The sequence below is a fragment of the Nocardia sp. NPDC050697 genome, assembly GCF_040654395.1.
GTDB lineage: Bacteria > Actinomycetota > Actinomycetes > Mycobacteriales > Mycobacteriaceae > Nocardia.
Genome location: NZ_JBFAHY010000005.1, coordinates 75,535 through 93,690, shown reverse-complemented (window position 1 = coordinate 93,690; position 18,156 = coordinate 75,535). Strand labels below are relative to the sequence as shown.

Below are 18,156 nucleotides of genomic sequence, written 5' to 3'. Positions count from 1 at the left end.
CGACGATCGTGCCAGCCGAGCGGCCGGCGGTCGGCTTCCGCCGCACCGTAGGCATGGCGGATGCCCGGGATCTTCGTCCCGCGTCCGTCGACAGCGACCTCGAGCTGCTGGGAGCCGTCAACGGCCTATCGCGCCGCGAGTCCCGTCGCGAGCTTCTCGATGGCGTCGATCTCTCGGATACCGGGGTCGAGTTCGGATCCGGTCATGACGACGTAGCGCCGGTTCTGCACCGCGCGCATGCGAGAGGTGGCCGGATTCGACTCGAGGAACGCGGTTTTGGTGGTCAGGGCATCGCCGTCGATGCGCTTGCGGCTGAGGTCGGCGAGGACGATGACATCGGGGTCGGCGGCCACGACGGCCTCCCAGCCGACCTCGGGCCAGTCCTCGCGCGCGTCGGCGAAGACATTGCGGGCGCCGACCTCGCGGGCGTAGAGCCCGGGGGCCGCGCAGCAACCCGCCATGTACGGCGTCTTGATGCCGGAGAACCAGAACGCCACGGTCGGCTCGCCGGGGCTGTCGGCGCGTGCCGTCGCCGCCTGCAATCTGCCCCGCAGCTGGTCGACGAGCTGTGCGCCGCGATCCCGCACGTCGAAGATCCGGGCCAGATCGGTGATCTCCTGGAACAGTGTGTCGATGCCGAGCGGCGCGGTGCGGGAGACGTTCTCACCCTCGACGGTCGCCCCGGCGCAGACCGAGGGCGACTGGTAGGTGGCGACGCCGAGCTGCGCGAAGCGGGCGCGCTCGGCGACGACAGCCGGGGTGAAGGTGTGCGCGCTGGCCGAGGTGACCAGATCCGGTTCGGTGCCGAGCACCGTCTCCAGCGAGGGGTCGTTGTCGGCGAGGCGGGGGACCTTCGCATTGTCGGCGGCCAGGGCGGGCAGGACCGGGTCGAACCAGGTCGAGGTGCCGACAATGCGATCGGCCAAGCCGAGGGAGAGCAGGATCTCGGTCGATGCCTGGTACAGCGAGGCGGCCCGTTCGGGCGCCGCGTCGAAGGTGACCTCGACGCCACAGTTGTCCAGGGTGAACGGGTAGTTCGTGCCACCGGGGGCGGCGCTGTCCGGCGTGCCCGGCTCGGGGGCGCCGCAGGCGACGGCGGTGCAGAGCAGCGCGATCGCGAGCGCGATGCAGGGTGATTTCATCGGGAACCTTCTGAATCGGGGATGGTCAAGGACCGGGACGGAACGACACCACCGGGTGGCCGTGCTCGCAGTCGGTGCCGATGCGGGCGCGCACCCGGTACACGCGCTCGACGAGTTCGGCGGTGATCACCGCGGCGGGTGCGCCGAAGGCGACGATGCGGCCCCGGTCCAGGATGAGCAGCCGGTCGCAGAACATGGCGGCCAGGTTGAGGTCGTGCAGCGCGATGTAGCAGGTCACCGGGAGCGCGGTGACCAGTGCGAGCAGGTCGAGCTGGTGCCGGATGTCGAGGTGGTTCGTCGGCTCGTCGAGCAGCAGCTCACGGGGCTCCTGGGCGAGTGCCCGCGCGATCTGGGTGCGCTGCCGCTCACCGCCGGAGAGGGTGTGCCAGCGGTTCCCGGCCTTGTCGGCCATGGCGGTGTGCTTCAGCGCCCGGCGCACCGCCTCGGCGTCGGCCGCGGCGTCCCCGCCGAAGACGCCCCGGTGCGGGATGCGCCCGAGCGCGACCACGTCCTCGACGGTGATGTCGACCTCGGTGTCGGCGTGCTGGTCCACGACCGCGATCCGCCGGGCGATCCGGCCGCGCCGCCACCCGGCGATGTCGTCGCCGTCGAGCAGCACCCGGCCGCCGTCGGGCGTGCCGACCCCGCTGAGCAGCCGCAGTAGCGAGGACTTGCCCGACCCGTTCGGGCCGAGCACCCCAATGGTCTCGCCCGGCTCCGGCGCGACGGTGACCCCGTCGAGGACCAGGTTCCCGCCGCGGGTCCACCGCAGCTCCTCCGCGCGCAGCGTCATGTCATCGCCCGATTCCGGAAGAGCAGTGCGATGAAGGCGGGTACGCCGATGAGCGCTGTCGCCACGCCCACCGGGACCTCGGTGGGCGCGAACACCGTGCGCGCGGCGACATCGACCCAGACCGTGAAGATCGCCCCCGCCAGCACCGTCACCGGCAGCAGCCTGCTGTGCTTGACGCCGACCACCAGTCGCGCCGCGTGCGGCAGCACCAGCCCGACGAACCCGATCGCCCCCGCCGCGCTCACCAGCGCGGCCGTGATCAGCGCGGTGACCCCGAGCAGCAACGCCCTGGTCGCCCGCACCGGAATACCGAGCGTCGCCGCGGCGGAGGCGCCGAAGGTGAAGGCGTCCAATGCGGCGGCCCGGCTCAGGCAGACGAGCAGCCCCACGGCGGTGATCGACCCGCACACCGCGACATCGCCCCAATCCGCCCCGGAGAGCGAGCCGAGCAGCCAGAACAGGATCCCGCGGGTCTGCTCGGCATCCGCGCTGGAGACCACGATGAACGAGGTCAGCGCCGAGAACAGCTGGGTGGCCGCGACCCCGGCCAGCACGATCCGCGCGGTCCCGCCACCCACCGCGGCGGCCAGGATCAGCACCAGCGCGAACGCCGCCAGCGCCCCGCCGAATGCTCCCGCCGCCAGCGAGATCGCCCCGCCGCCGATGCCGAGTACCGCCACCAGCACTGCGCCGGTCGAGGCGCCGGAGGAGATGCCGAGCACGAACGGGTCGGCCAGCGGATTGCGCAGCACCGACTGCATGATGGCCCCGCACAGTGCCAGTCCGGCGCCGCAGATCGCCGCCAGCAGGGTGCGCGGCAGCCGCAGCTCCCACACGATGCCGTCCTTGATCCGGCTCACCTCGGCCGCGCCGAACCCCAGGTGCTCGCCGACCACCGCGTAGACCTCACGCACCGACAGGTTCGCGGGGCCGATGGTGAGTGCGATCGCGATCGAGACCACCAGCACCGCGATCCCGGCGGTCAGCATGAGCGCCACCGCTGGCCCGCCGCGCCGGGTCAGCGCCCCGGTCCCCACTGCGCCAGCGCCGCCGCGACCTTCTCCACGCCGTCCACGGTGCGCAGCGAGGGGTTCAGGTCGGCGCCCGCCACCACGACGTAGCGCTTCTCCCGCACGGCCGCCATGCGCTGGGTGACCGGGTGCGACTCCAGGAAGGCGATCTTGCTGTCCAGGGCGTCGCCGTCGATCGTGCGGCGGCTCAGATCGGCCAGCACCAGCGCGTACGGGTCGCGGTCGGTGACGCTCTCCCAGCTGACCTGCGGCCACTCGTCGGTGGTGTCGGCGAAGACGTTCCGCGCGCCGGTCGCGCCGGCGATGATGCCCGAGGAGCCGCAGCAGCCCGCCATGTAGGGGGTGCGGATATCGGAGAACCAGAACGCCAGGCTCACCCCCGCCGTCTTGGTGGCGGCCGCCATCCGCGCCTGGAGCGCGGCGACCAGGGCCTCGCCGCGCTCAGGCACCGCGAAGATCGCGGCCAGCTCGCAGATCTCGGTGTAGACCGCGTCAATGCGCAGCGGCTCGCTGCGGCCGCCGTCGGAGTTCACGCTCGAGGTGCGGCCCTCGCAGTCGGTGGGGGAGAGGTAGTTCGGCACCCCGAGCTGGTCGAATTTGTCGCGGTCGGCGACACCGCCGGTGCCGAGCGTGCCGCCGAAGGAGGCGGAGACGAAGTCCGGCTCGGCGCCGAGCACGACCTCGAGCGACGGCTTGTTCACGGCCAGCCGCGGCACCCGTGCCGCGGCGTCGGCCAGATCCGCGCGCACCGGATCGGTCCAGGTCGCGGTGCCGACCATCCGATCGGCCAACCCGAGCGACAGCAGGATCTCGGTCGAGCCCTGGTTCAGCGCGACCGCCCGCTGCGGCGGGGCCGCCACCGTCACCGACCGTCCGCAGTTCTCGATCGTCAGCGGGAACCCGGGCGCCGCGGCCCTGTCCTCGGTGTCTCCGGGAACTGCGCACCCGGTGAGGGCAATGGACAGCGCGAACAGCGCACCTAGCGAACGCATGGGGCGTCGACCCTTCGATCAGGGCTCAGCCGCGGAGCCGTGAAAAGCGGAAACCGCGATCGCCGAGTAGTCGGGCTCCGGCCCTGTGAGCCGTTACCGTTGCGCGTCAGCCCCGGATTCTCACCGGTGTTCCCTCGTCGACCGCAGCGCAGATGCTACCGGGTACTCCGAATTGCATGACTGACCGAGGTGAATACGGGTCAACGAGCGGCTCGATGGTCGTCGTGACGGTCCGGCGGATCGGGTCAGGGAGTGAGTCCAGGTGCGTGGTCCGACGCCCGGGATGGTCCAGTTGACCCACCGTTACGGTCGCGTGACACCGGAGGGGGAGTGGCGCGGATGGCCGCAGCGCTTGCGATGACGCCCTTGCCGGTGGGACGGCTCAGCACAGCGGAGCCACCGATCCGGCGGGGTGGCGCCATCCTTGGGAGGGAGAACAGCTCGGTGCTGGGCCGTTCGCGGCCCCTGCCGGGGGAGACCGGTCGAGGACCGTTCACGTGTTCACCGTGTGCATCGCCGGCACCGGTCCGCAGGTAGGGGGGCTGGGGTGGAGCAGCCCCGGATCATCGGCCGCCACTGTGCTGGACGGCCGCACCTGGGGCGCTCCCGTCCGCCCGCTCGCACCGCAGGTCGGGCCCGGGATGAGCGGGGCGGACGTTGCGCACGGTCTAACCCGACCCTGACGGTGTAAACACTGCACCGACGCCGAATGTCTAGCGATCGGTCGCACTCGGCGGGGGACCGGCAGGGCCGGGATCGCCAACGCGCGCGTTCTCCTACGCAGCAGCCCACCAACGGGTGAGCGCGCCGCGGGGCTCCGGCCGGGATGGTGCCGCCGGGGCAGAAGACCTGTGACCGATCGAATGCGCTCCGGCGGCACCACCCCGTAACCGGGTGGCGCGGCCGTGGCTGCTTATTTCCCGGCCGCGCCGCCACCGACCCTACTCCCGGGTGCCCCGCAGCAGCCCCCGCGGACGAGGGGTTGTCCCCTGGGACACCGGGTTACGCGCCGCCGGGCGCGGGCGGGCTCGCGCCCGGCGGCGGAGTGGATGGCCGCGCCCCGGCTCGGGGGAGTGTCGTCCACCCGCAGAGAATGAGCTGGGACGCGGCCGCACCCGCCCCGTGAGCACGCGGCGAGCGCTCGGCACCGTTCTATCCCACCCCCACCACGTTGGATAGCCGGATAGTTGCCATGTCGGTCGAATAGAGGACAACCGGTCACCGGCACTCAGGGGACCACACGGCCGCCTCGTCGTCGCACTCCGATGGATGGGGACCGGGGCGGTCGGTTACGGTTGCTACATGAGTGAAGGTTGACGGCTGCCGGTGCTGGCGCTCGAGCACGGCCCCGTCGTGGTCGAGGTCGTCGAGGTCGGGATCACCGCGCCGGCTCTGCACGGTGATCCCTTCGTCGGCTGCGGTGATGGGTCGAGACATCGGTTGCCGGAGTCGCTGCACGACTGGGCGATCGCGGCGATCGCGCGGACCCAGAACTCCGACAATTCACCGTTTCCCCGCCGCGTGGAGTTCGGCATGCGGGAAGGCCGCGCCTACGCCCGGTTGCTGTGACCCGCCGGGTCACCGGCCCGGTGGATGAGCACGACGCTGCCGACGATACGCGCGACGGTTCAGGGGGCAGCGGCGGCGCGGCGGGCCTGCCATTCCAGGAACACTCGGGTCAGGGGGGAGCCTCGGAGCCGGGTGGCACCGGTTTCGGGGCAGGTGCTTTGGGTGAGGACTCCTTCGGCGTCGGCGAGGATGTGGCGGTAGGACTCGGGCAGCCAGTCGTGGCGGTGTTCGAGCAACCTCGCCTGCTGGTCCGGTTGCAGCTCGCTCCACCAGTGCTGGAGCCGGTCGCGGCGCCGGGTCAGCATGATGACGATCGCGGGGTCGAGGCGGTAGGCGGTGGAGGTCTCGTCACCGGGCCGCAGCGGGACGACGACCGGTTCGGTGGCCGACCACACCGCCGCGACCAGCCCCGGCGACAAGGGCGCGGCCGGGTCGGCCAGCACCGCTACCTGGTCGCCGAGCCCCAGCCGCACGAACCATGTCGTCGCCATGGTCACCGCCCACCCCGCCCCGTGTAGCCCGAGGCCCGGGCGGGGCTTCGTCCCTCACGCCCGCTTCCCGACCTGGATCCGAGTCCGAGGTCCATGGCCGCCGCCTTCCTATCCGAGCTCAGCTGATCTCTGCTTGTCGGCTCATATTCAATGCAGCGGCTCGGACAGGTATTTCCGGGCCGTGCGCTCGGTGATGGAACCCACGAGCCGGGTCCGATGTCCGTGCATCGCCGAGGACGGCACGGCGGAGAAGGGGAGGGGTTCCCTGCCGGGTAAGCCGATGGCCGGACCCTGTCACCGCCGAGTTTCTTCGCCGGCCGTGGACGCACTCGGCAGGGAGCGTGGAGGCAGACCGCCCGCCGAGGTTCCCGGCGCGGTTGCGGTGCTGCCCGTCGCGGCCCTGCACCCGGTGTTCGAGGTGGTGAGGAGCCGTGACGTCACCGGTTGTATTCCACCGCTGCGGTCGCGCAAACGGCTGGGGCGTGCGTGATTTGGAGTACTGGGTGCGGACGGCCTGCCGGGTGGTTCAGCTGCTGATCAGGGGTGCGGCGAGTTCGACCACGGTCCCCGACTCGCCGACGGTGATCCGGGATCGGGGAACCAGGGCGCCGATCAGTTCCAGACCGCGCCCGCGGTGGGAGGGCTCGGGCGCCTCGCCGGTGTCGTCGGGCGGTTTCCATTGGCCGTGGTCGGTGACGGTGACCCGCACGGTGTCGTGCTCGACGTCGGCTTCGAGCAGGATCGGGCGCCGGTCGCTGTGGTGGCCGTGTTCGATGGCGTTGGTGCAGGCCTCGCTCGCGGCCAGCAGCAGATCGTAGGCGTGGCGGGGGTCGGTGAGGACGCCCCCGAGCCATTCCCGCAGCCGGGCGCGGACCCCGGCCAGTTCCTCGGCCGCGGCCGCGAACTCCTGCCGTAGCGGAGCGGGACCACCGCCTGCGTTCATCGCCTGTCCTTCCAACCCCGGTGCCGTGCCTGCGCGGGTGACATACCCGGGGCCGCGGAAGCCGACACCTGCTCGCCGCAACCGCGCGCCAGCATTTCCCGCTGGTCGGCTCAGGCGGGGGTGGGGGTGGGTTCGGCGAGGGCTTGTTCGCGCAGCTGGTTCAGGACCCGGGTCAGGATGCGGGAGACGTGCATCTGCGAGCAGCCCACCCGGTCGGCGATCTGGCGCTGGGTGAGGCCGTCGAAGAACCGCCAGATCAAGATGTTGCGGTCGCGTTCGGGCAGGGCGGCGATCAGGGGCCGCACCGCGATGGCGTTCTCGAGCAGGTCGTAGCAGGGTTCGTTCGCGCCGAGGGTGACCGCGGCGGAGATGTCGCTGGTCTCGCCATCGCTGTCGGTGTGCAGGGCGTCGAGGGAGTCGGAGTGGTAGCCGTTGCGGGCGAGCATGGCCTGGGTGATCTCGTGCAGGTCGGCGTCGAGCTCGGCGGCGAGTTCGCGCGCGGTGGGCATGCGTCCGTTGCGGTGCAGCAGGGTCTCGATCGCCGGGGCCAGGCGTTGCTGGAGTTCTTTGACCGGGCGCGGGACCTGCACCGCCCAGGTCCGGTCGCGGAAGTGGCGGCGGACCTCGCCCATGATCGTGGGCACCGCGAAGGCCACGAACGGCGTTCCCTGGGTGACGTCGAAGCGGTCCACCGCCAGCACCACTCCGAGCGAGGCGACCTGGCGCAGGTCCTCGGTGGGTTCTCCGCGCCCGGAGAACCGGGAGGCGATGTGCTCACCCAGTGGCAGGCATCGGCAAATGATGTCCTCACGCATCCGTTCCCGGGCCGGGGCGCCGGGGTCGAGCGCGGCGAGCTCGGTGAAGGCGGGCTCGATGTCGTCGTAGGAATCGGCGCCGGGCCTGCGCGGGCGGGGGTGGGCAGCCGGACGGGACATCGGCGGTGACCCTTCCTCGAAGGTGGACACGACGTGAAGAGGGTTACCCGTGCTGAGCACGGTCATGCTGTTTCGATCCCCGCCGAAGCCACCCCGCCCTCGCGGGTCCTCGCCGCGCGGTCGTAGCTCCCGCTTCGGGTCCGCGGCGGGCTGGGGCTGTTCAGCGGCCGATTTCGTCGAGAGGAGCTGGGCTCTTCCGGTGGGTCTGGCGGCGGCCGCGGGTTCGGTGAGTCTCGCTCCGTAGGGCAGGGGTGATGCAGCGCTTCGGGGGGAAGTGGCCGAGGCGACAGCATCATTTGCCCGCGCCGGTCGATACGCAGGCGTAGGAATCGGTGCGCACCCCGCCACCTCCCGATCAGGAGCAGCAGCCATGGACACGACCGCGGCCACAGGTACCCCGGAGGCGGCGCCGGTGCGTGCGGGCCGGTTCCGGCTCGAGTTCGACGGCCCGGGTTCCTGGAGCGATCGGGCCGCGGCGGTGTACGGATACCGGCCCTGTGAGGTCCAGCCGAGTACGGCGTTGCTGAGCAGCCACGAGCACCCCGCCGACCGCGGCGCGGTGGCCGGGCTGCTCGAGCGGATTCGTCGCGGCGCGCCGGTGGCGGCGGGCAGTCACCGGGTGATCGACCGGGCCGGCGGCTCGCGCTGGGTCGGGGTCGGCGCCGAGCCGATCCGTCGCGGCGAGCACGTGATCGGCGCCCACGGGGTCATCCTCGACTTGCAGCAGGCGCTGCACGCCGCCGAGAAGCCCGTGGTCGACGCGCGCCTCGCCCGGTTCCTGAGCGAGCACCGCGAACGCGAGCAGGCCGTCGGCATGCTGATGCTGCTGCACGGCGTGCCCGCCGAGCGGGCGCGGGAGGTGCTGGACTGGCGCGCCACCGAGACCGGACAGCCGGTAACCGTCCTGGCCCGGGCACTGCTCGCCGCCGCCCGGCACCTGCCACCGTCGACGACGCTGCGCAACCGGGTCGACCACCTCCTGCTGACCCCGCCGCCACGCCCGAGCCACACCACGGCGACGTCAACCCCGAGCCACCGGAGCGATGACGATCCGGTGGTACCGCCCCCGACGTGAGCGCCCACGACCGATGCCCGGTTCCGGCTCCGGCAAACCGGTGAGCGGAGTCGTCACGAACTCGTCATCAGTGAATCCGGCATAGCCGCCGCGGGTTTCGGCAATGAAACATCTATGAGCGACGATCACTCGGAGACTCGCCCCGACCCGCTGGCCGAGTTGCTGCCCGAACTCGCCGACGCCGCCGCGCCGGTGGAACAGGCCCAGGGAGCGCTGATGCTGGTTTACGGCATCAGCGCCACCGAAGCCATGCAGGTTCTGCACGCTCGCGCCCGCCGCGACGATCTCGACACCCTGGACCTGGCCACCGCGCTGGTGGCAGCCCTGCCCGGCCTCGGCGGCTCGGCCACTCTGCGCGAGCGCCTCGACCGGCTGCTCGGCCCAGGCCCGCCCGTGTGACTCCCGGTGGCGCAGTATCCGACCTGTGCGTGAGGCTCGACGCTCCTGGCCCGTGACCGCGGCTCCGGCTACAGGTGTGAGAGCGCGAAGGCGGTGAGGAACCCGGCCACGGTGATCGGGCCGATCCACAGCTGAGCATTGTCGAACGCCTCGGGGATCATGGTGTCGGCGATCATCGTCAGGATCGCCCCGCCGGCGAGTGCGGTGATCGCGGCCAGCAGCCCGGCGGGCGCGCCGCCGAGCAGCCCGTAGCCCGCCATCGCCGAGACCGCGCTGATGAGCGCGATCCCGCCCCACAGCCCGAACACATATGCCCGGCTGCGCCCGGCGGCGCGCATTCCCGAGGCGCTGGACAGCCCCTCGGGGACGTTGCTGATGAACACCGCTGCTACGGTGACCGCGCTGACGCTGCCACCAGCGAGCAGGCTGACCCCGATCACGATCGACTCCGGGATCCCGTCGAGCAGCGCGCCGAGGGCGATCGCGGTGCCCGATCCGGACTGCTCGGTCTCGCTCGGCTGCTGGTCGCCGGAGCGTTTGCGGTGCCGGGCTCCGCGCGCGGCCAGGGCGAGGTTGGCGCCGGTGTAGACGAGCGCGCCGGTGATCGCGCCGATCGCGGTGGGCAGGACCCCGGCCTGCTCGTGGGCTTCGGCGATGAGCTCGAACGAGACCGCCGAGAGCAGCACCCCGCTGCCGAAGGCCATGATCGCGGCCACCACCCGAGTCGGGATCCGCCCCAGGAACCCGATCGCGGCACCGAGCACCAGCGCCGAACCCGCCAACAGCCCCCACCCGCCCGCTTCGAACACACCCGCCACCGCGACTCTCCTCGCCTCGCATCCCTGCCGGGGGATAACCCGGGAGCGCACACCGCAATACCCAGGGTTCGGCTCGTTCGGTCAACGGGCGTGAACGGGGGAGTAGATTTGCCGGATCTTCACCCGTACTGCTTCACACATCCTTCCGTCGTCAGGAGAAACGGGCCGGGTTCCGGATACGTCTTTTCGGCGGCGCTGAATTCTCAGGAGTGAGCGTGTCCGGTTTGACCCCGTTCTACAGCGATGTCCAGTCGCACTACGACCTGTCCGATGATTTCTTCGCGTTGTTCCTGGATCCGACGCGCACCTACAGCTGCGCCTACTTCGAGCGCCCCGACATGACCCTGGAACAGGCGCAACAGGCAAAAGTCGATCTCGCGCTCGGCAAATGCGAGATCGAGCCGGGGATGACCCTGCTCGACGTCGGCTGCGGGTGGGGTTCGGTGATGCTGCGCGCGATGGAACGCTACGACGCGAACGTCATCGGTCTGACCTTGAGCAAGAACCAGGCCGAGCACGTGGCGACCCTGCTCGAAACCCACCGCGGGTATCGGAGTGCCGAGGTGTTGCTGCAGGGGTGGGAGGAATTCGACCGCCCGGTGGACCGCATTGTCAGTATCGGGGCGTTCGAGCATTTCCGCCGGGAACGCTACGACGACTTCTTCCAGCGCTGCCACCGGATCCTGCCCGCGGACGGCAAGATGCTGCTGCACACCATCGTCGGGTTCAACCGCCACGATATCCGGGCCAAGGGGCTGCCGATCGACCGCCAGGTCCTCGAGTTCGCACGGTTCATCGCCCGCGAGATATTCCCCGGCGGGGAACTGCCCGAGCCACAGTGGGTGATCGACGGCGCCCAGCAGGCCGGGTTCGAGGTCACGCGGGTGCATCCCCTCGGCCCGAACTACGTGCTGACCCTGGAAGCGTGGGCCGCGGCGCTGCGCGAACGCAAAGCCGAGGCGGTCGCACTCACCTCCGAGCAGACCTACGACACCTACATCCGCTATCTGACCGGCTGCGCGGAGTTCTTCCGCGACGGCTACATCGACGTCATGCAGTTCAGCCTCGCCAAGCCCGCGGCAGGCCACCCCACCGCCTGACCCCGCCTGCCCGGCCGATGGGGCGTGCCGGAGATTCCGTACGCCCCGGCGCGGACACCCGCTCACCGGCCGGCATACCGACACAATGGCGGTATGGATGCGACGCTCGCAATGCCCACGTACACGAACCGCTCGGCGAGGGGCAGCGCTGATGCGCATTCTGCTGACCGGAGCAGCGGGCTTCATCGGTGCTCAGGTGCATCGGGTGCTCGCCGGTGCCGGGCACGAGGTGGTCGGGATCGATGCCATGCTGCCGGCGGAGCACGAACCGGGGGGCGCCGCCCCCGGGCGGGGTTCGACCCTGCACACCGGCGTGCCCGCGATCACGAGCGTGCACGGTGCCGAAGAGCCTGCCGATCTCGACCTCACCGTTCTGACCGCCCGCCTGCGGACCACGCCCGACATCAGCTGACTTGGTGAGGTTGGCGCCGCGCAGGTCCGCGGCGACCAGGGCGATTCGGGTGCCCGGAGGCCGTAGTACTGCAACGGCACTCAGGTGAGGTAGCTTGCCTGCGTGGTGGTGGATGTTGTTGCAGCGGAGTTGGATCGGCTGCACGCGACGATCGGGGGCCGGTTCACGCGGTCGGAGCCGCGGGGGCGGGCGCGGGAGTATGTGACCGGGCTGGTCGCGGGGCTGGAACGCAAGAACGGGTGGACCCTGGCCGAGCGGTCCGGGGAGGTCGCTCCGGATGGGATGCAGCGGTTGCTGCGGCGAGCTGATTGGGATGTCGACGGAGTCCGTGACGATGTCCGCAGCTACGTAGCCTCCCGGTTGGAGGACCGGGACGCGGTGCTGATCGCCGACGACACCGGGTTCCTGAAGAAGGGGCATCCGCTCGGCCGGGGTGCAACGGCAGTACTCCGGGACGGCCGGGCGGACCGAGAACTGCCAGATCGGGGTCTTCCTGGCCTACGCCTCCCGCCACGGCCACGCCCTGGTGGATCGCGAGCTCTACCTGCCCGAGTCCTGGACCGGGGACCGGGACCGCTGCCGCGGTGCCGGGATCCCCGATGAGGTCGGGTTCGAGACCAAGCCGCGGCTGGTGATGGGCATGGTCGAACGCGCCTTGGCCACGAAGGTGCCGTTTCGCTGGTTCACCGCCGACGAAGCCTATGGGCAGGTCAAGTACATGCGGTTCTGGCTCGAGCAACACGACGTCGCCCACGTGCTGGCGACCCGCCGCAACGACACCCTCAACACCACCGGGCTCGGTCAGGCCCGCGCCGATGAACTCGTGGCCGCGCTGCCGGGGAGGGCCTGGCAACGCATCTCGGCCGGTGCGGGTGCGCACGGGCCTCGCGATTACGACTGGGCGCGAGTTCGGATTCGGCCGTGGTGGGCGCCCGGGCGCGGGCACTGGCTGCTGGCCCGGCGCAGCATCACCGACCCTGCCGAGATCGCCTACTACGTCTGCTACGGGCCTCGCCGCTCGACCATCGCCGATCTGGCCTGGATCGCGGGGTCGCGCTGGCGGATCGAGGAGTGCTTCCAGCAGGCCAAGAACCAAGCCGGCCTCGACCACTACCAGGTTCGGTCCTGGCGGGCCTGGTACGCCCACATCACCCTGTCGATGCTCGCACTGGCCTGGCTCGCCGGATCGAAAGCCGTTGCCGCAAAGGGGGAACCGGCGTCAGCGATCCGGGCATGATCGCCTTCACGCTACCGGAAATCCGGCGCCTCACCATCGCCCGGGCCATCCCGACGCTGCGGTGCGCCCGCCAGGTCTGGGCCTGGTCGAACTGGCGCTGGCGACGCCAGCACCAGGCCCGCCTATCGCACTACCGGCGACGCGGACACCCACTCACCTGAGTGCCGTTGCAGTACTAAGCCGTGAAGAGGCTGCAAAGCGCGGGCGATCCTGCCACCCGAGACCGACGGCGGTCACCCACCCGACGTGCAGTGTCGGGAGTCGACGGACCGGGGGGTCCGTTCCGCAGGCGACAGCACGGCGACGGAGATCTTCTTCGGCTTGCTGCAACGCGACGTTCTGGACCGGCGAACCTGGGAGACCCGCGACAGCCTGAATAGCGACCGTGGTCCCCGGACTGAGGGCACCTGTCACCGGCCTCTACGTCAGGATCGGCTCGGCCGGTTGACCCGATCGAGTACGACGTGACCATGCCCCCTGGAGCCCGACAGGCTGCCTGACCATCGTCACCTATTCGTGCGCCAGCCGACCGCCTCGACACCAACGGCCAGGCGCGTGATCGGGTTGTCGACGAGTGCGCGCAGCACGTCCCCACCGAGGCGGTCGGCTGGTGCCAGCATGGTCGAGCAGCATGACCGCCGAGCGCGCGGCTCTCCCGATGCGGGGGCAGATCGCGGCAATGATGGGCTTGCCCTGATCGGCGCCGACGACCGGGTGATCGGAGCGGCGCGCGGATCCCGCCTTCCGATCGCCGACGAGTACGTGTGCGCTGAGCTTGCTCGGTCCGCTCTGCGATCGGCGGCCTCGGGACTACCCACTGTAGGTTGCGGTCAGACATGACTTTTGGCTCCCGGAGACGGGTGCGAACGAGACATCGCGGCGAAGCGTCATTGCCGCTGCGGTAGCGCGGGGAGTCCGAAATCGTTTGTCGGGTCACGCCAGACCGAGTGGGCGTGATTGGCGTCGCGCTGAGTGTTGTCGTACTCGGCGAGCAGGTACGGGCCGGCCAGGCGGTAGTAGTGTGCTCGCCTCGGGGCGATGTCCCCGGCCCAGGTGAAGCGAATGTCGTCGAGACCACCGCGCTCGTATCGGTGTCGGTGCGCGCGGGCGAGGTCGGCGGGGGCGCGATCGGTGAACACGGCGATCAACCGGCTCAGCAACTCTCGCTGTCCGGAATCCATGTCCCCCGCACACAGCCCACGGGTGCCACCGTCGAGGGCGAGGCGCCGGTGGTCGTCGTCGGTGTAGCCGGTGGCGTGTTCGGCTCGTTCGTCGATGCGGTTCACGAGTTCGACAAGACGCGGCTCGGTAAAACTGCCGCGAAACAGGTTGGGCATGTGCATCATTCGGTCACCGGTGCGGATCCGCGGCCGGTTTCCGGACACGATGTCGGAGATCGCGGTGTGGTGCAGGAGCGCCTGGGCGCGCTGGTCGGCGTCGAGTGACATCATCAGTTCCCGGGCCAGGTCCTCGGTGGCGCCCAACGGTCGCAGCTCCCCGCCCAGCAGCGGTGAACGCGCGGGGTCGATTCCGAGAAAGAACGGTGTGGTCGAGGCGATCCGGTGGTTTCGGATGGTGATGTTGACCGAGACGTGGTGTCCGCCGAACCGCCACGCCCAGTCAGATTCTCCGGGTGAGCCGAAGATGCGTAGCCAGTACAGGCCCGGATCGCGCCCGCGTTTGCGGCCCCAGTCCACATGCCAGCCCTCGAGTTCGTCGAGCACGTTCTCCATGCCGATCACGACGCAGATGGTTGCGTAGGCTGCGCGCGAGACGCCGGTGGCCAGCAGCTGCATCGCCAGGCTCTGTTGGCGCGGGGTCATCTCTGCGACAGCGATGCCGCCGTGATCGGTCGGGGTGTAGTACCAGCGCTGCCGTTCCTGGTCGACCGCGGGGTCGGTGAGCGGAATCAGGGCGGCGCGCGATCGCTGGTCGGAGGTGAGACCGGCGAGGAAGTCGGTCGCCAGTTCGCTCATCCGGTGGACGACCAGGTCACCGGAGCCGATCACCCGCGTGCGCTCCTCAGCGCTCATCGCCGTCTCCGAGCTTCTCGGTACTCGAATCGGTTTCGGGGTTCTCGGTCACGTCGAGCATCACCTTCAGGGCGTCGTCGCGGCGTTCCACGTAGGTGTCGAAGGCGGCGCTGATCTCGTCGAGCCGGAAGTGATGGGTCACCAAGGCTTCGAGGTCGAGGCGGCCGCGGGCGGCGAGCGCGACTCCGCGCGCGAGCGAGCCGGCACCCTCCCCGCGCACGGTGCGTAGCGTGACTCCGTTCAGCACAGCATGATTCAGGTCGGCGGTGACCGCGGTGGCGTAGAAGCCGACCAGTACGATCTCGCCACCACGCTTGGCGGTGTGCACGGCGAGGTCGACGGCGGGGGCCGCGCCCGAGCATTCCAGCACGATGTCGGCGCCACGGCCGCCGAGCTCTTCTCTGATGAGCATGGCCGCGTCGGGTTGCCGGGCATCGACCACCGCGTCGGCTCCGAACCTCGTGCCGGCCGCCAACCGGGACGCTCGGGTACCGACGAGCACGATCTTCGCTGCGGCCAGCTCATGTGCGACCTGCACGGCGAGCAGCCCGATCGGTCCCGGGCCGATGACGACCACCGTGGCGCCTGTGACCAGATCGCCGAGGACGTCGAAGGCGTGCATCACCGTTCCCACGGTGGAGAGCACGACGCCGGCGTCGAAATCCACCGAGTGCGGCAGCGTGGTCAGGGTCGCGACATGGTTGAGGGCGTATTCGGCGAACCCGCCGTCGACGGTCATGCCCTGCGTGCGCTGGCCTTTGTCGCGGCGGCCGTAGTTGAGGCAGTCGGTGTACCGCCCGCGAAGGCAGTTCGCGCACCGCATGCATCCTCGATGTGCCTCGCTGACCACCCGGTCGCCGACACAGAACTCGTCGACTTCGGCACCGACCGCGGCAACCACCCCGGCGTATTCGTGGCCCGGAATGAAGGTGCCCGCAGCCGGCCCGCCGTCGGAGAAGAAGGCGCGGCTTCGGATCTTGACGTCGGTTCCGCACAGCGACGCGCGCCGGACATGAACCAGGACGTCCTCCGGGCCGGGCTCGGGGACAGGCATTTCGCGAACGCCGATCCTGCCCGGCTCCTCGAGGACCGCTGCCAGCATGCTGCCTGGAATCACTGATGGACCCTTGTCTGTCGGACTGCTTCGGGGTGGAAACCAGCTTGGCCAGCGACGACCACCGCTGTCCAAGACCGAGAACACACCGTCCCCATAGGCAGCACCTATGCCTCCGCGGATAGGCGCTGCCTATGGAGAGCAGAGATGTTCGGTATTGGCGAGCTGCCCGGTACTCAGGCTGTAGTGGACGAACCCCACGACGGTGCGGTCGCAGGGCACAGGAACGGCGGAGGCCGAGAGGAGAGTTGTGGATCTGGGAATAGAGGGGCGAGTGGCGCTGGTGACAGGGGCGGGGGGAGGACTGGGCGGGCAGATCGCGGTTTCGCTGGCTGCCGAGGGAGTCCACATCGCGGCCGTCGACCTACGCCGCGATGCCGCGGACGCCACCGCCAGGGCGGTGCGGAAGAGCGGAGGCCGCGCGATCGCGTTGGAGTGGGATCTGAGTGAGCCGTCGGTGATCGACGACAACCTCGACCGTATCGAGGACGAACTAGGGGCCATCGACATCCTGGTCAACAACACCGGAGGACCGCCGCCGACGAAGGCACTTGGTGTCGGGCTGGCTCAGTGGCGACAACATTTCAATGCGATGGTCGCGCCTGTGGTCGGTATCAGTGACCGGGTCGTGCCGGGCATGGCCGAGCGTGGATGGGGCCGGGTGATCACCAGCGCCAGCTCCGGCGTGGTGGCGCCCATCGCCGATCTCGGGCTGTCCAACTCGCTGCGCTCGACACTGGTTGGCTGGTCCAAGACGCTCAGTGCCGAGGTCGCCGCGCAGGGTGTGACGTGCAATGTGGTGGTGCCGGGCCGGATCGGAACAGCACGCATTCGAGCTCTCGACGAGGCCCGCGCGTCCCAGCAGGGGCGTGATCTGGCCGAGGTGGTCGCGGACAGCGTGGCGGCGATCCCGGTTGGGCGATACGGCGATCCGGTCGAGTACGCCGCGGCGGTGACCTTCCTGGCCAGTGCGCCGGCGTCCTACATCACCGGTTCGCTCATCCGCGTCGACGGTGGCCTGATCCCCAGCATCTGAAAGGCAGCACATGGCATTGATCGACGCTCACACCCGCGGTGTCTTCGCCATCGCCCCGACGCCGTTCACCTCGGACGGCGGGCTCGACACGGCCTCGATCCACCGCCTGGTCGGCTTTTATGAAGCGGCGGGAGTCGACGGTCTCACGGTGCTGGGCCAGCTCGGCGAGGCGCCCAAGCTGACCGGCCGGGAGTCCGTGCAGCTCGCCCGTGAGGTGATCACCCGCACCTCGCTGCCCGTCGTGGTCGGGGTCTCGGCGCCGGGGTTCGGCGCGATGAAGGACCTCACCGCCGCGGTGATGGATCTCGGTGCTGCCGGGGTGATGATCGCCCCAGCTCACACCCTGCGCACCGACGAGCAGATCCTGGCCTACTACCAGCAGGCCGCCGAGGCGCTGGGCCCCGATGTGCCGATCTGCGTACAGGACTATCCGCTGACCTTCTCGGTCGTGATCTCCCCGCCGGTGCTCGCGCGGATCGCCGCCGAGGTGCCCTCGGTGGTGATGCTCAAGCATGAGGACTGGCCCGGGCTCGAGAAGATTTCCGCGCTGCGGGCCGCGCACCTCGAAGGCCGGATGCGGCGGCTGTCGATCCTGTGCGGCAACGGTGGGCTGTTCCTGGACTTCGAGATGCAGCGCGGTGCCGACGGGGCGATGACCGGGTACTGCTTCCCCGAATTGCTGGTGGACATCGTCGAGCTGACCGCGGCCGGCGACGCCGACCAGGCCATGGATCTGTTCGATGCACACCTGCCGCTGATCCGCTACGAACAGCAACCCGGCACGGGGCTGGCCGTCCGCAAGTACGTCATGCATCGCCGCGGGATCATCAGCTCTCCTGTCCAGCGCAGTCCGGGGCGCGTGCTCTCCTCCGGTGAGCGAGACGAGGTGGACCTGCTTTTGAACAGGTTGTCCAAGCGAGACCCACGCGCGGAGCTGACCCGCTGAATCGGACCCTGCCGACGGGGCACCGACCTGCGGCCGCGCGCCGTCGGGCGGCCGCGGTGTCCTCGGCTCCCGTCGCGCCGGGCGGCGATG

Annotated in this window: 16 protein-coding genes, 2 pseudogenes and 1 riboswitch; of the genes and pseudogenes, 8 read left to right on the top strand and 10 right to left on the bottom strand. The window is 70.3% G+C overall.

Annotated features, from left to right (window positions below):
* Positions 1–125: 125 nt before the first annotated feature.
* The 4 genes from AB0H71_RS19000 to AB0H71_RS18985 are packed head-to-tail and all read right to left on the bottom strand — an operon-like array spanning position 126 to position 3,958.
* On the bottom strand, positions 126–1,142 hold the full coding sequence (locus tag AB0H71_RS19000; RefSeq protein WP_357022240.1) for an ABC transporter substrate-binding protein: 1,017 nt from the start codon (positions 1,140–1,142) through the stop codon (positions 126–128).
* Positions 1,143–1,167: 25 nt separating this feature from the next.
* Positions 1,168–1,935 carry an ABC transporter ATP-binding protein gene (locus AB0H71_RS18995; protein ID WP_357022237.1) on the bottom strand — a complete coding sequence of 256 codons (768 nt, stop codon included), beginning with the start codon at positions 1,933–1,935 and terminating at the stop codon, positions 1,168–1,170.
* Complete coding sequence (locus tag AB0H71_RS18990) at positions 1,932–2,924, bottom strand: iron chelate uptake ABC transporter family permease subunit (RefSeq protein WP_357022235.1); 993 nt, start codon at positions 2,922–2,924, stop codon at positions 1,932–1,934. Before AB0H71_RS18990 ends, AB0H71_RS18995 begins: the two co-directional genes overlap by 4 nt.
* Before the next feature lie 29 nt (positions 2,925–2,953).
* Entirely contained in the window at positions 2,954–3,958 is a 1,005-nt protein-coding gene (locus tag AB0H71_RS18985; protein WP_357022233.1) for an ABC transporter substrate-binding protein, read from the bottom strand.
* Positions 3,959–3,967: 9 nt separating this feature from the next.
* Positions 3,968–4,118, bottom strand: a riboswitch (adenosylcobalamin (AdoCbl) riboswitch).
* A 1,166-nt stretch (positions 4,119–5,284) separates the two neighbouring features.
* Between AB0H71_RS18985 and AB0H71_RS18980 the strand changes: the two genes are divergently transcribed.
* Entirely contained in the window at positions 5,285–5,527 is a 243-nt protein-coding gene (locus AB0H71_RS18980) for a hypothetical protein (RefSeq protein ID WP_357022230.1), read from the top strand.
* A 59-nt stretch (positions 5,528–5,586) separates the two neighbouring features.
* Here AB0H71_RS18980 and AB0H71_RS18975 read toward each other — a convergent pair whose 3' ends face one another.
* The 3 genes from AB0H71_RS18975 to AB0H71_RS18965 all read right to left on the bottom strand — a co-directional run bounded on the left by AB0H71_RS18975 (position 5,587) and on the right by AB0H71_RS18965 (position 7,896).
* A complete protein-coding gene (locus AB0H71_RS18975; protein WP_357022227.1) occupies positions 5,587–6,018 on the bottom strand; it encodes a hypothetical protein in 432 nt (143 codons plus the stop codon).
* 526 nt (positions 6,019–6,544) lie between these two features.
* On the bottom strand, positions 6,545–6,961 hold the full coding sequence (locus AB0H71_RS18970; RefSeq protein WP_357022224.1) for an ATP-binding protein: 417 nt from the start codon (positions 6,959–6,961) through the stop codon (positions 6,545–6,547).
* A 110-nt stretch (positions 6,962–7,071) separates the two neighbouring features.
* A complete protein-coding gene (locus AB0H71_RS18965; protein WP_357022221.1) occupies positions 7,072–7,896 on the bottom strand; it encodes a SigB/SigF/SigG family RNA polymerase sigma factor in 825 nt (274 codons plus the stop codon).
* Positions 7,897–8,266: 370 nt separating this feature from the next.
* Here AB0H71_RS18965 and AB0H71_RS18960 point away from each other — a divergent pair, with 370 nt between their 5' ends.
* Together AB0H71_RS18960 and AB0H71_RS18955 are read left to right on the top strand one after the other, a co-directional pair.
* Positions 8,267–8,971: a PAS domain-containing protein gene (locus AB0H71_RS18960; RefSeq protein ID WP_357022218.1), complete on the top strand. Its 705-nt coding sequence runs from the start codon at positions 8,267–8,269 to the stop codon at positions 8,969–8,971.
* A 114-nt stretch (positions 8,972–9,085) separates the two neighbouring features.
* Positions 9,086–9,370, top strand: a complete 285-nt coding sequence (locus AB0H71_RS18955) for an ANTAR domain-containing protein (protein ID WP_357022215.1) — start codon at positions 9,086–9,088, stop codon at positions 9,368–9,370.
* 68 nt (positions 9,371–9,438) lie between these two features.
* On the opposite strand, the gene AB0H71_RS18950 is transcribed toward AB0H71_RS18955, so the two are convergent.
* Positions 9,439–10,188 carry a ZIP family zinc transporter gene (locus AB0H71_RS18950; protein WP_357022212.1) on the bottom strand — a complete coding sequence of 250 codons (750 nt, stop codon included), beginning with the start codon at positions 10,186–10,188 and terminating at the stop codon, positions 9,439–9,441.
* A gap of 215 nt (positions 10,189–10,403) precedes the next feature.
* On the opposite strand from AB0H71_RS18950, the gene AB0H71_RS18945 reads away from it, so the two are divergent.
* From AB0H71_RS18945 to AB0H71_RS18935, 3 genes and pseudogenes are all read left to right on the top strand, one after another.
* Positions 10,404–11,288 carry a cyclopropane mycolic acid synthase family methyltransferase gene (locus AB0H71_RS18945; RefSeq protein ID WP_357022209.1) on the top strand — a complete coding sequence of 295 codons (885 nt, stop codon included), beginning with the start codon at positions 10,404–10,406 and terminating at the stop codon, positions 11,286–11,288.
* Between the two features lie 151 nt (positions 11,289–11,439).
* A pseudogene (locus AB0H71_RS18940) lies at positions 11,440–11,559 on the top strand (NAD-dependent epimerase/dehydratase family protein); the annotation flags it as partial.
* A 243-nt stretch (positions 11,560–11,802) separates the two neighbouring features.
* Positions 11,803–12,937: pseudogene (locus AB0H71_RS18935) on the top strand (IS701 family transposase).
* A gap of 887 nt (positions 12,938–13,824) precedes the next feature.
* Here the strand turns inward: AB0H71_RS18935 and AB0H71_RS18930 are convergent.
* On the bottom strand, positions 13,825–14,970 hold the full coding sequence (locus AB0H71_RS18930; protein ID WP_357022206.1) for a DUF3500 domain-containing protein: 1,146 nt from the start codon (positions 14,968–14,970) through the stop codon (positions 13,825–13,827).
* Positions 14,960–16,072 carry an alcohol dehydrogenase catalytic domain-containing protein gene (locus AB0H71_RS18925; RefSeq protein ID WP_357022203.1) on the bottom strand — a complete coding sequence of 371 codons (1,113 nt, stop codon included), beginning with the start codon at positions 16,070–16,072 and terminating at the stop codon, positions 14,960–14,962. Before AB0H71_RS18925 ends, AB0H71_RS18930 begins: the two co-directional genes overlap by 11 nt.
* Positions 16,073–16,358: 286 nt before the next feature.
* Here AB0H71_RS18925 and AB0H71_RS18920 point away from each other — a divergent pair, with 286 nt between their 5' ends.
* Together AB0H71_RS18920 and AB0H71_RS18915 are read left to right on the top strand one after the other, a co-directional pair.
* A complete protein-coding gene (locus AB0H71_RS18920; RefSeq protein ID WP_357022200.1) occupies positions 16,359–17,120 on the top strand; it encodes an SDR family oxidoreductase in 762 nt (253 codons plus the stop codon).
* A gap of 10 nt (positions 17,121–17,130) precedes the next feature.
* Positions 17,131–18,066: a dihydrodipicolinate synthase family protein gene (locus AB0H71_RS18915; protein WP_357022198.1), complete on the top strand. Its 936-nt coding sequence runs from the start codon at positions 17,131–17,133 to the stop codon at positions 18,064–18,066.
* The last annotated feature ends 90 nt before the right edge of the window (positions 18,067–18,156 follow it).

What these genes read in the sequence shown, in the direction of transcription:
- AB0H71_RS18975 (WP_357022227.1), bottom strand. Translation starts at nt 6,018, where the DNA reads ATGGCGACGACATGGTTCGTGCGGCTGGGGCTCGGCGACCAGGTAGCG.
- AB0H71_RS18955 (WP_357022215.1), top strand. Translation starts at nt 9,086, where the DNA reads ATGAGCGACGATCACTCGGAGACTCGCCCCGACCCGCTGGCCGAGTTG.
- AB0H71_RS18960 (WP_357022218.1), top strand. Translation starts at nt 8,267, where the DNA reads ATGGACACGACCGCGGCCACAGGTACCCCGGAGGCGGCGCCGGTGCGT.
- AB0H71_RS18985 (WP_357022233.1), bottom strand. Translation starts at nt 3,958, where the DNA reads ATGCGTTCGCTAGGTGCGCTGTTCGCGCTGTCCATTGCCCTCACCGGG.
- AB0H71_RS18930 (WP_357022206.1), bottom strand. Translation starts at nt 14,970, where the DNA reads ATGAGCGCTGAGGAGCGCACGCGGGTGATCGGCTCCGGTGACCTGGTC.
- AB0H71_RS18970 (WP_357022224.1), bottom strand. Translation starts at nt 6,961, where the DNA reads ATGAACGCAGGCGGTGGTCCCGCTCCGCTACGGCAGGAGTTCGCGGCC.
- AB0H71_RS19000 (WP_357022240.1), bottom strand. Translation starts at nt 1,142, where the DNA reads ATGAAATCACCCTGCATCGCGCTCGCGATCGCGCTGCTCTGCACCGCC.
- AB0H71_RS18925 (WP_357022203.1), bottom strand. Translation starts at nt 16,072, where the DNA reads ATGCTGGCAGCGGTCCTCGAGGAGCCGGGCAGGATCGGCGTTCGCGAA.
- AB0H71_RS18915 (WP_357022198.1), top strand. Translation starts at nt 17,131, where the DNA reads ATGGCATTGATCGACGCTCACACCCGCGGTGTCTTCGCCATCGCCCCG.
- AB0H71_RS18965 (WP_357022221.1), bottom strand. Translation starts at nt 7,896, where the DNA reads ATGTCCCGTCCGGCTGCCCACCCCCGCCCGCGCAGGCCCGGCGCCGAT.
- AB0H71_RS18995 (WP_357022237.1), bottom strand. Translation starts at nt 1,935, where the DNA reads ATGACGCTGCGCGCGGAGGAGCTGCGGTGGACCCGCGGCGGGAACCTG.
- AB0H71_RS18990 (WP_357022235.1), bottom strand. Translation starts at nt 2,924, where the DNA reads ATGCTGACCGCCGGGATCGCGGTGCTGGTGGTCTCGATCGCGATCGCA.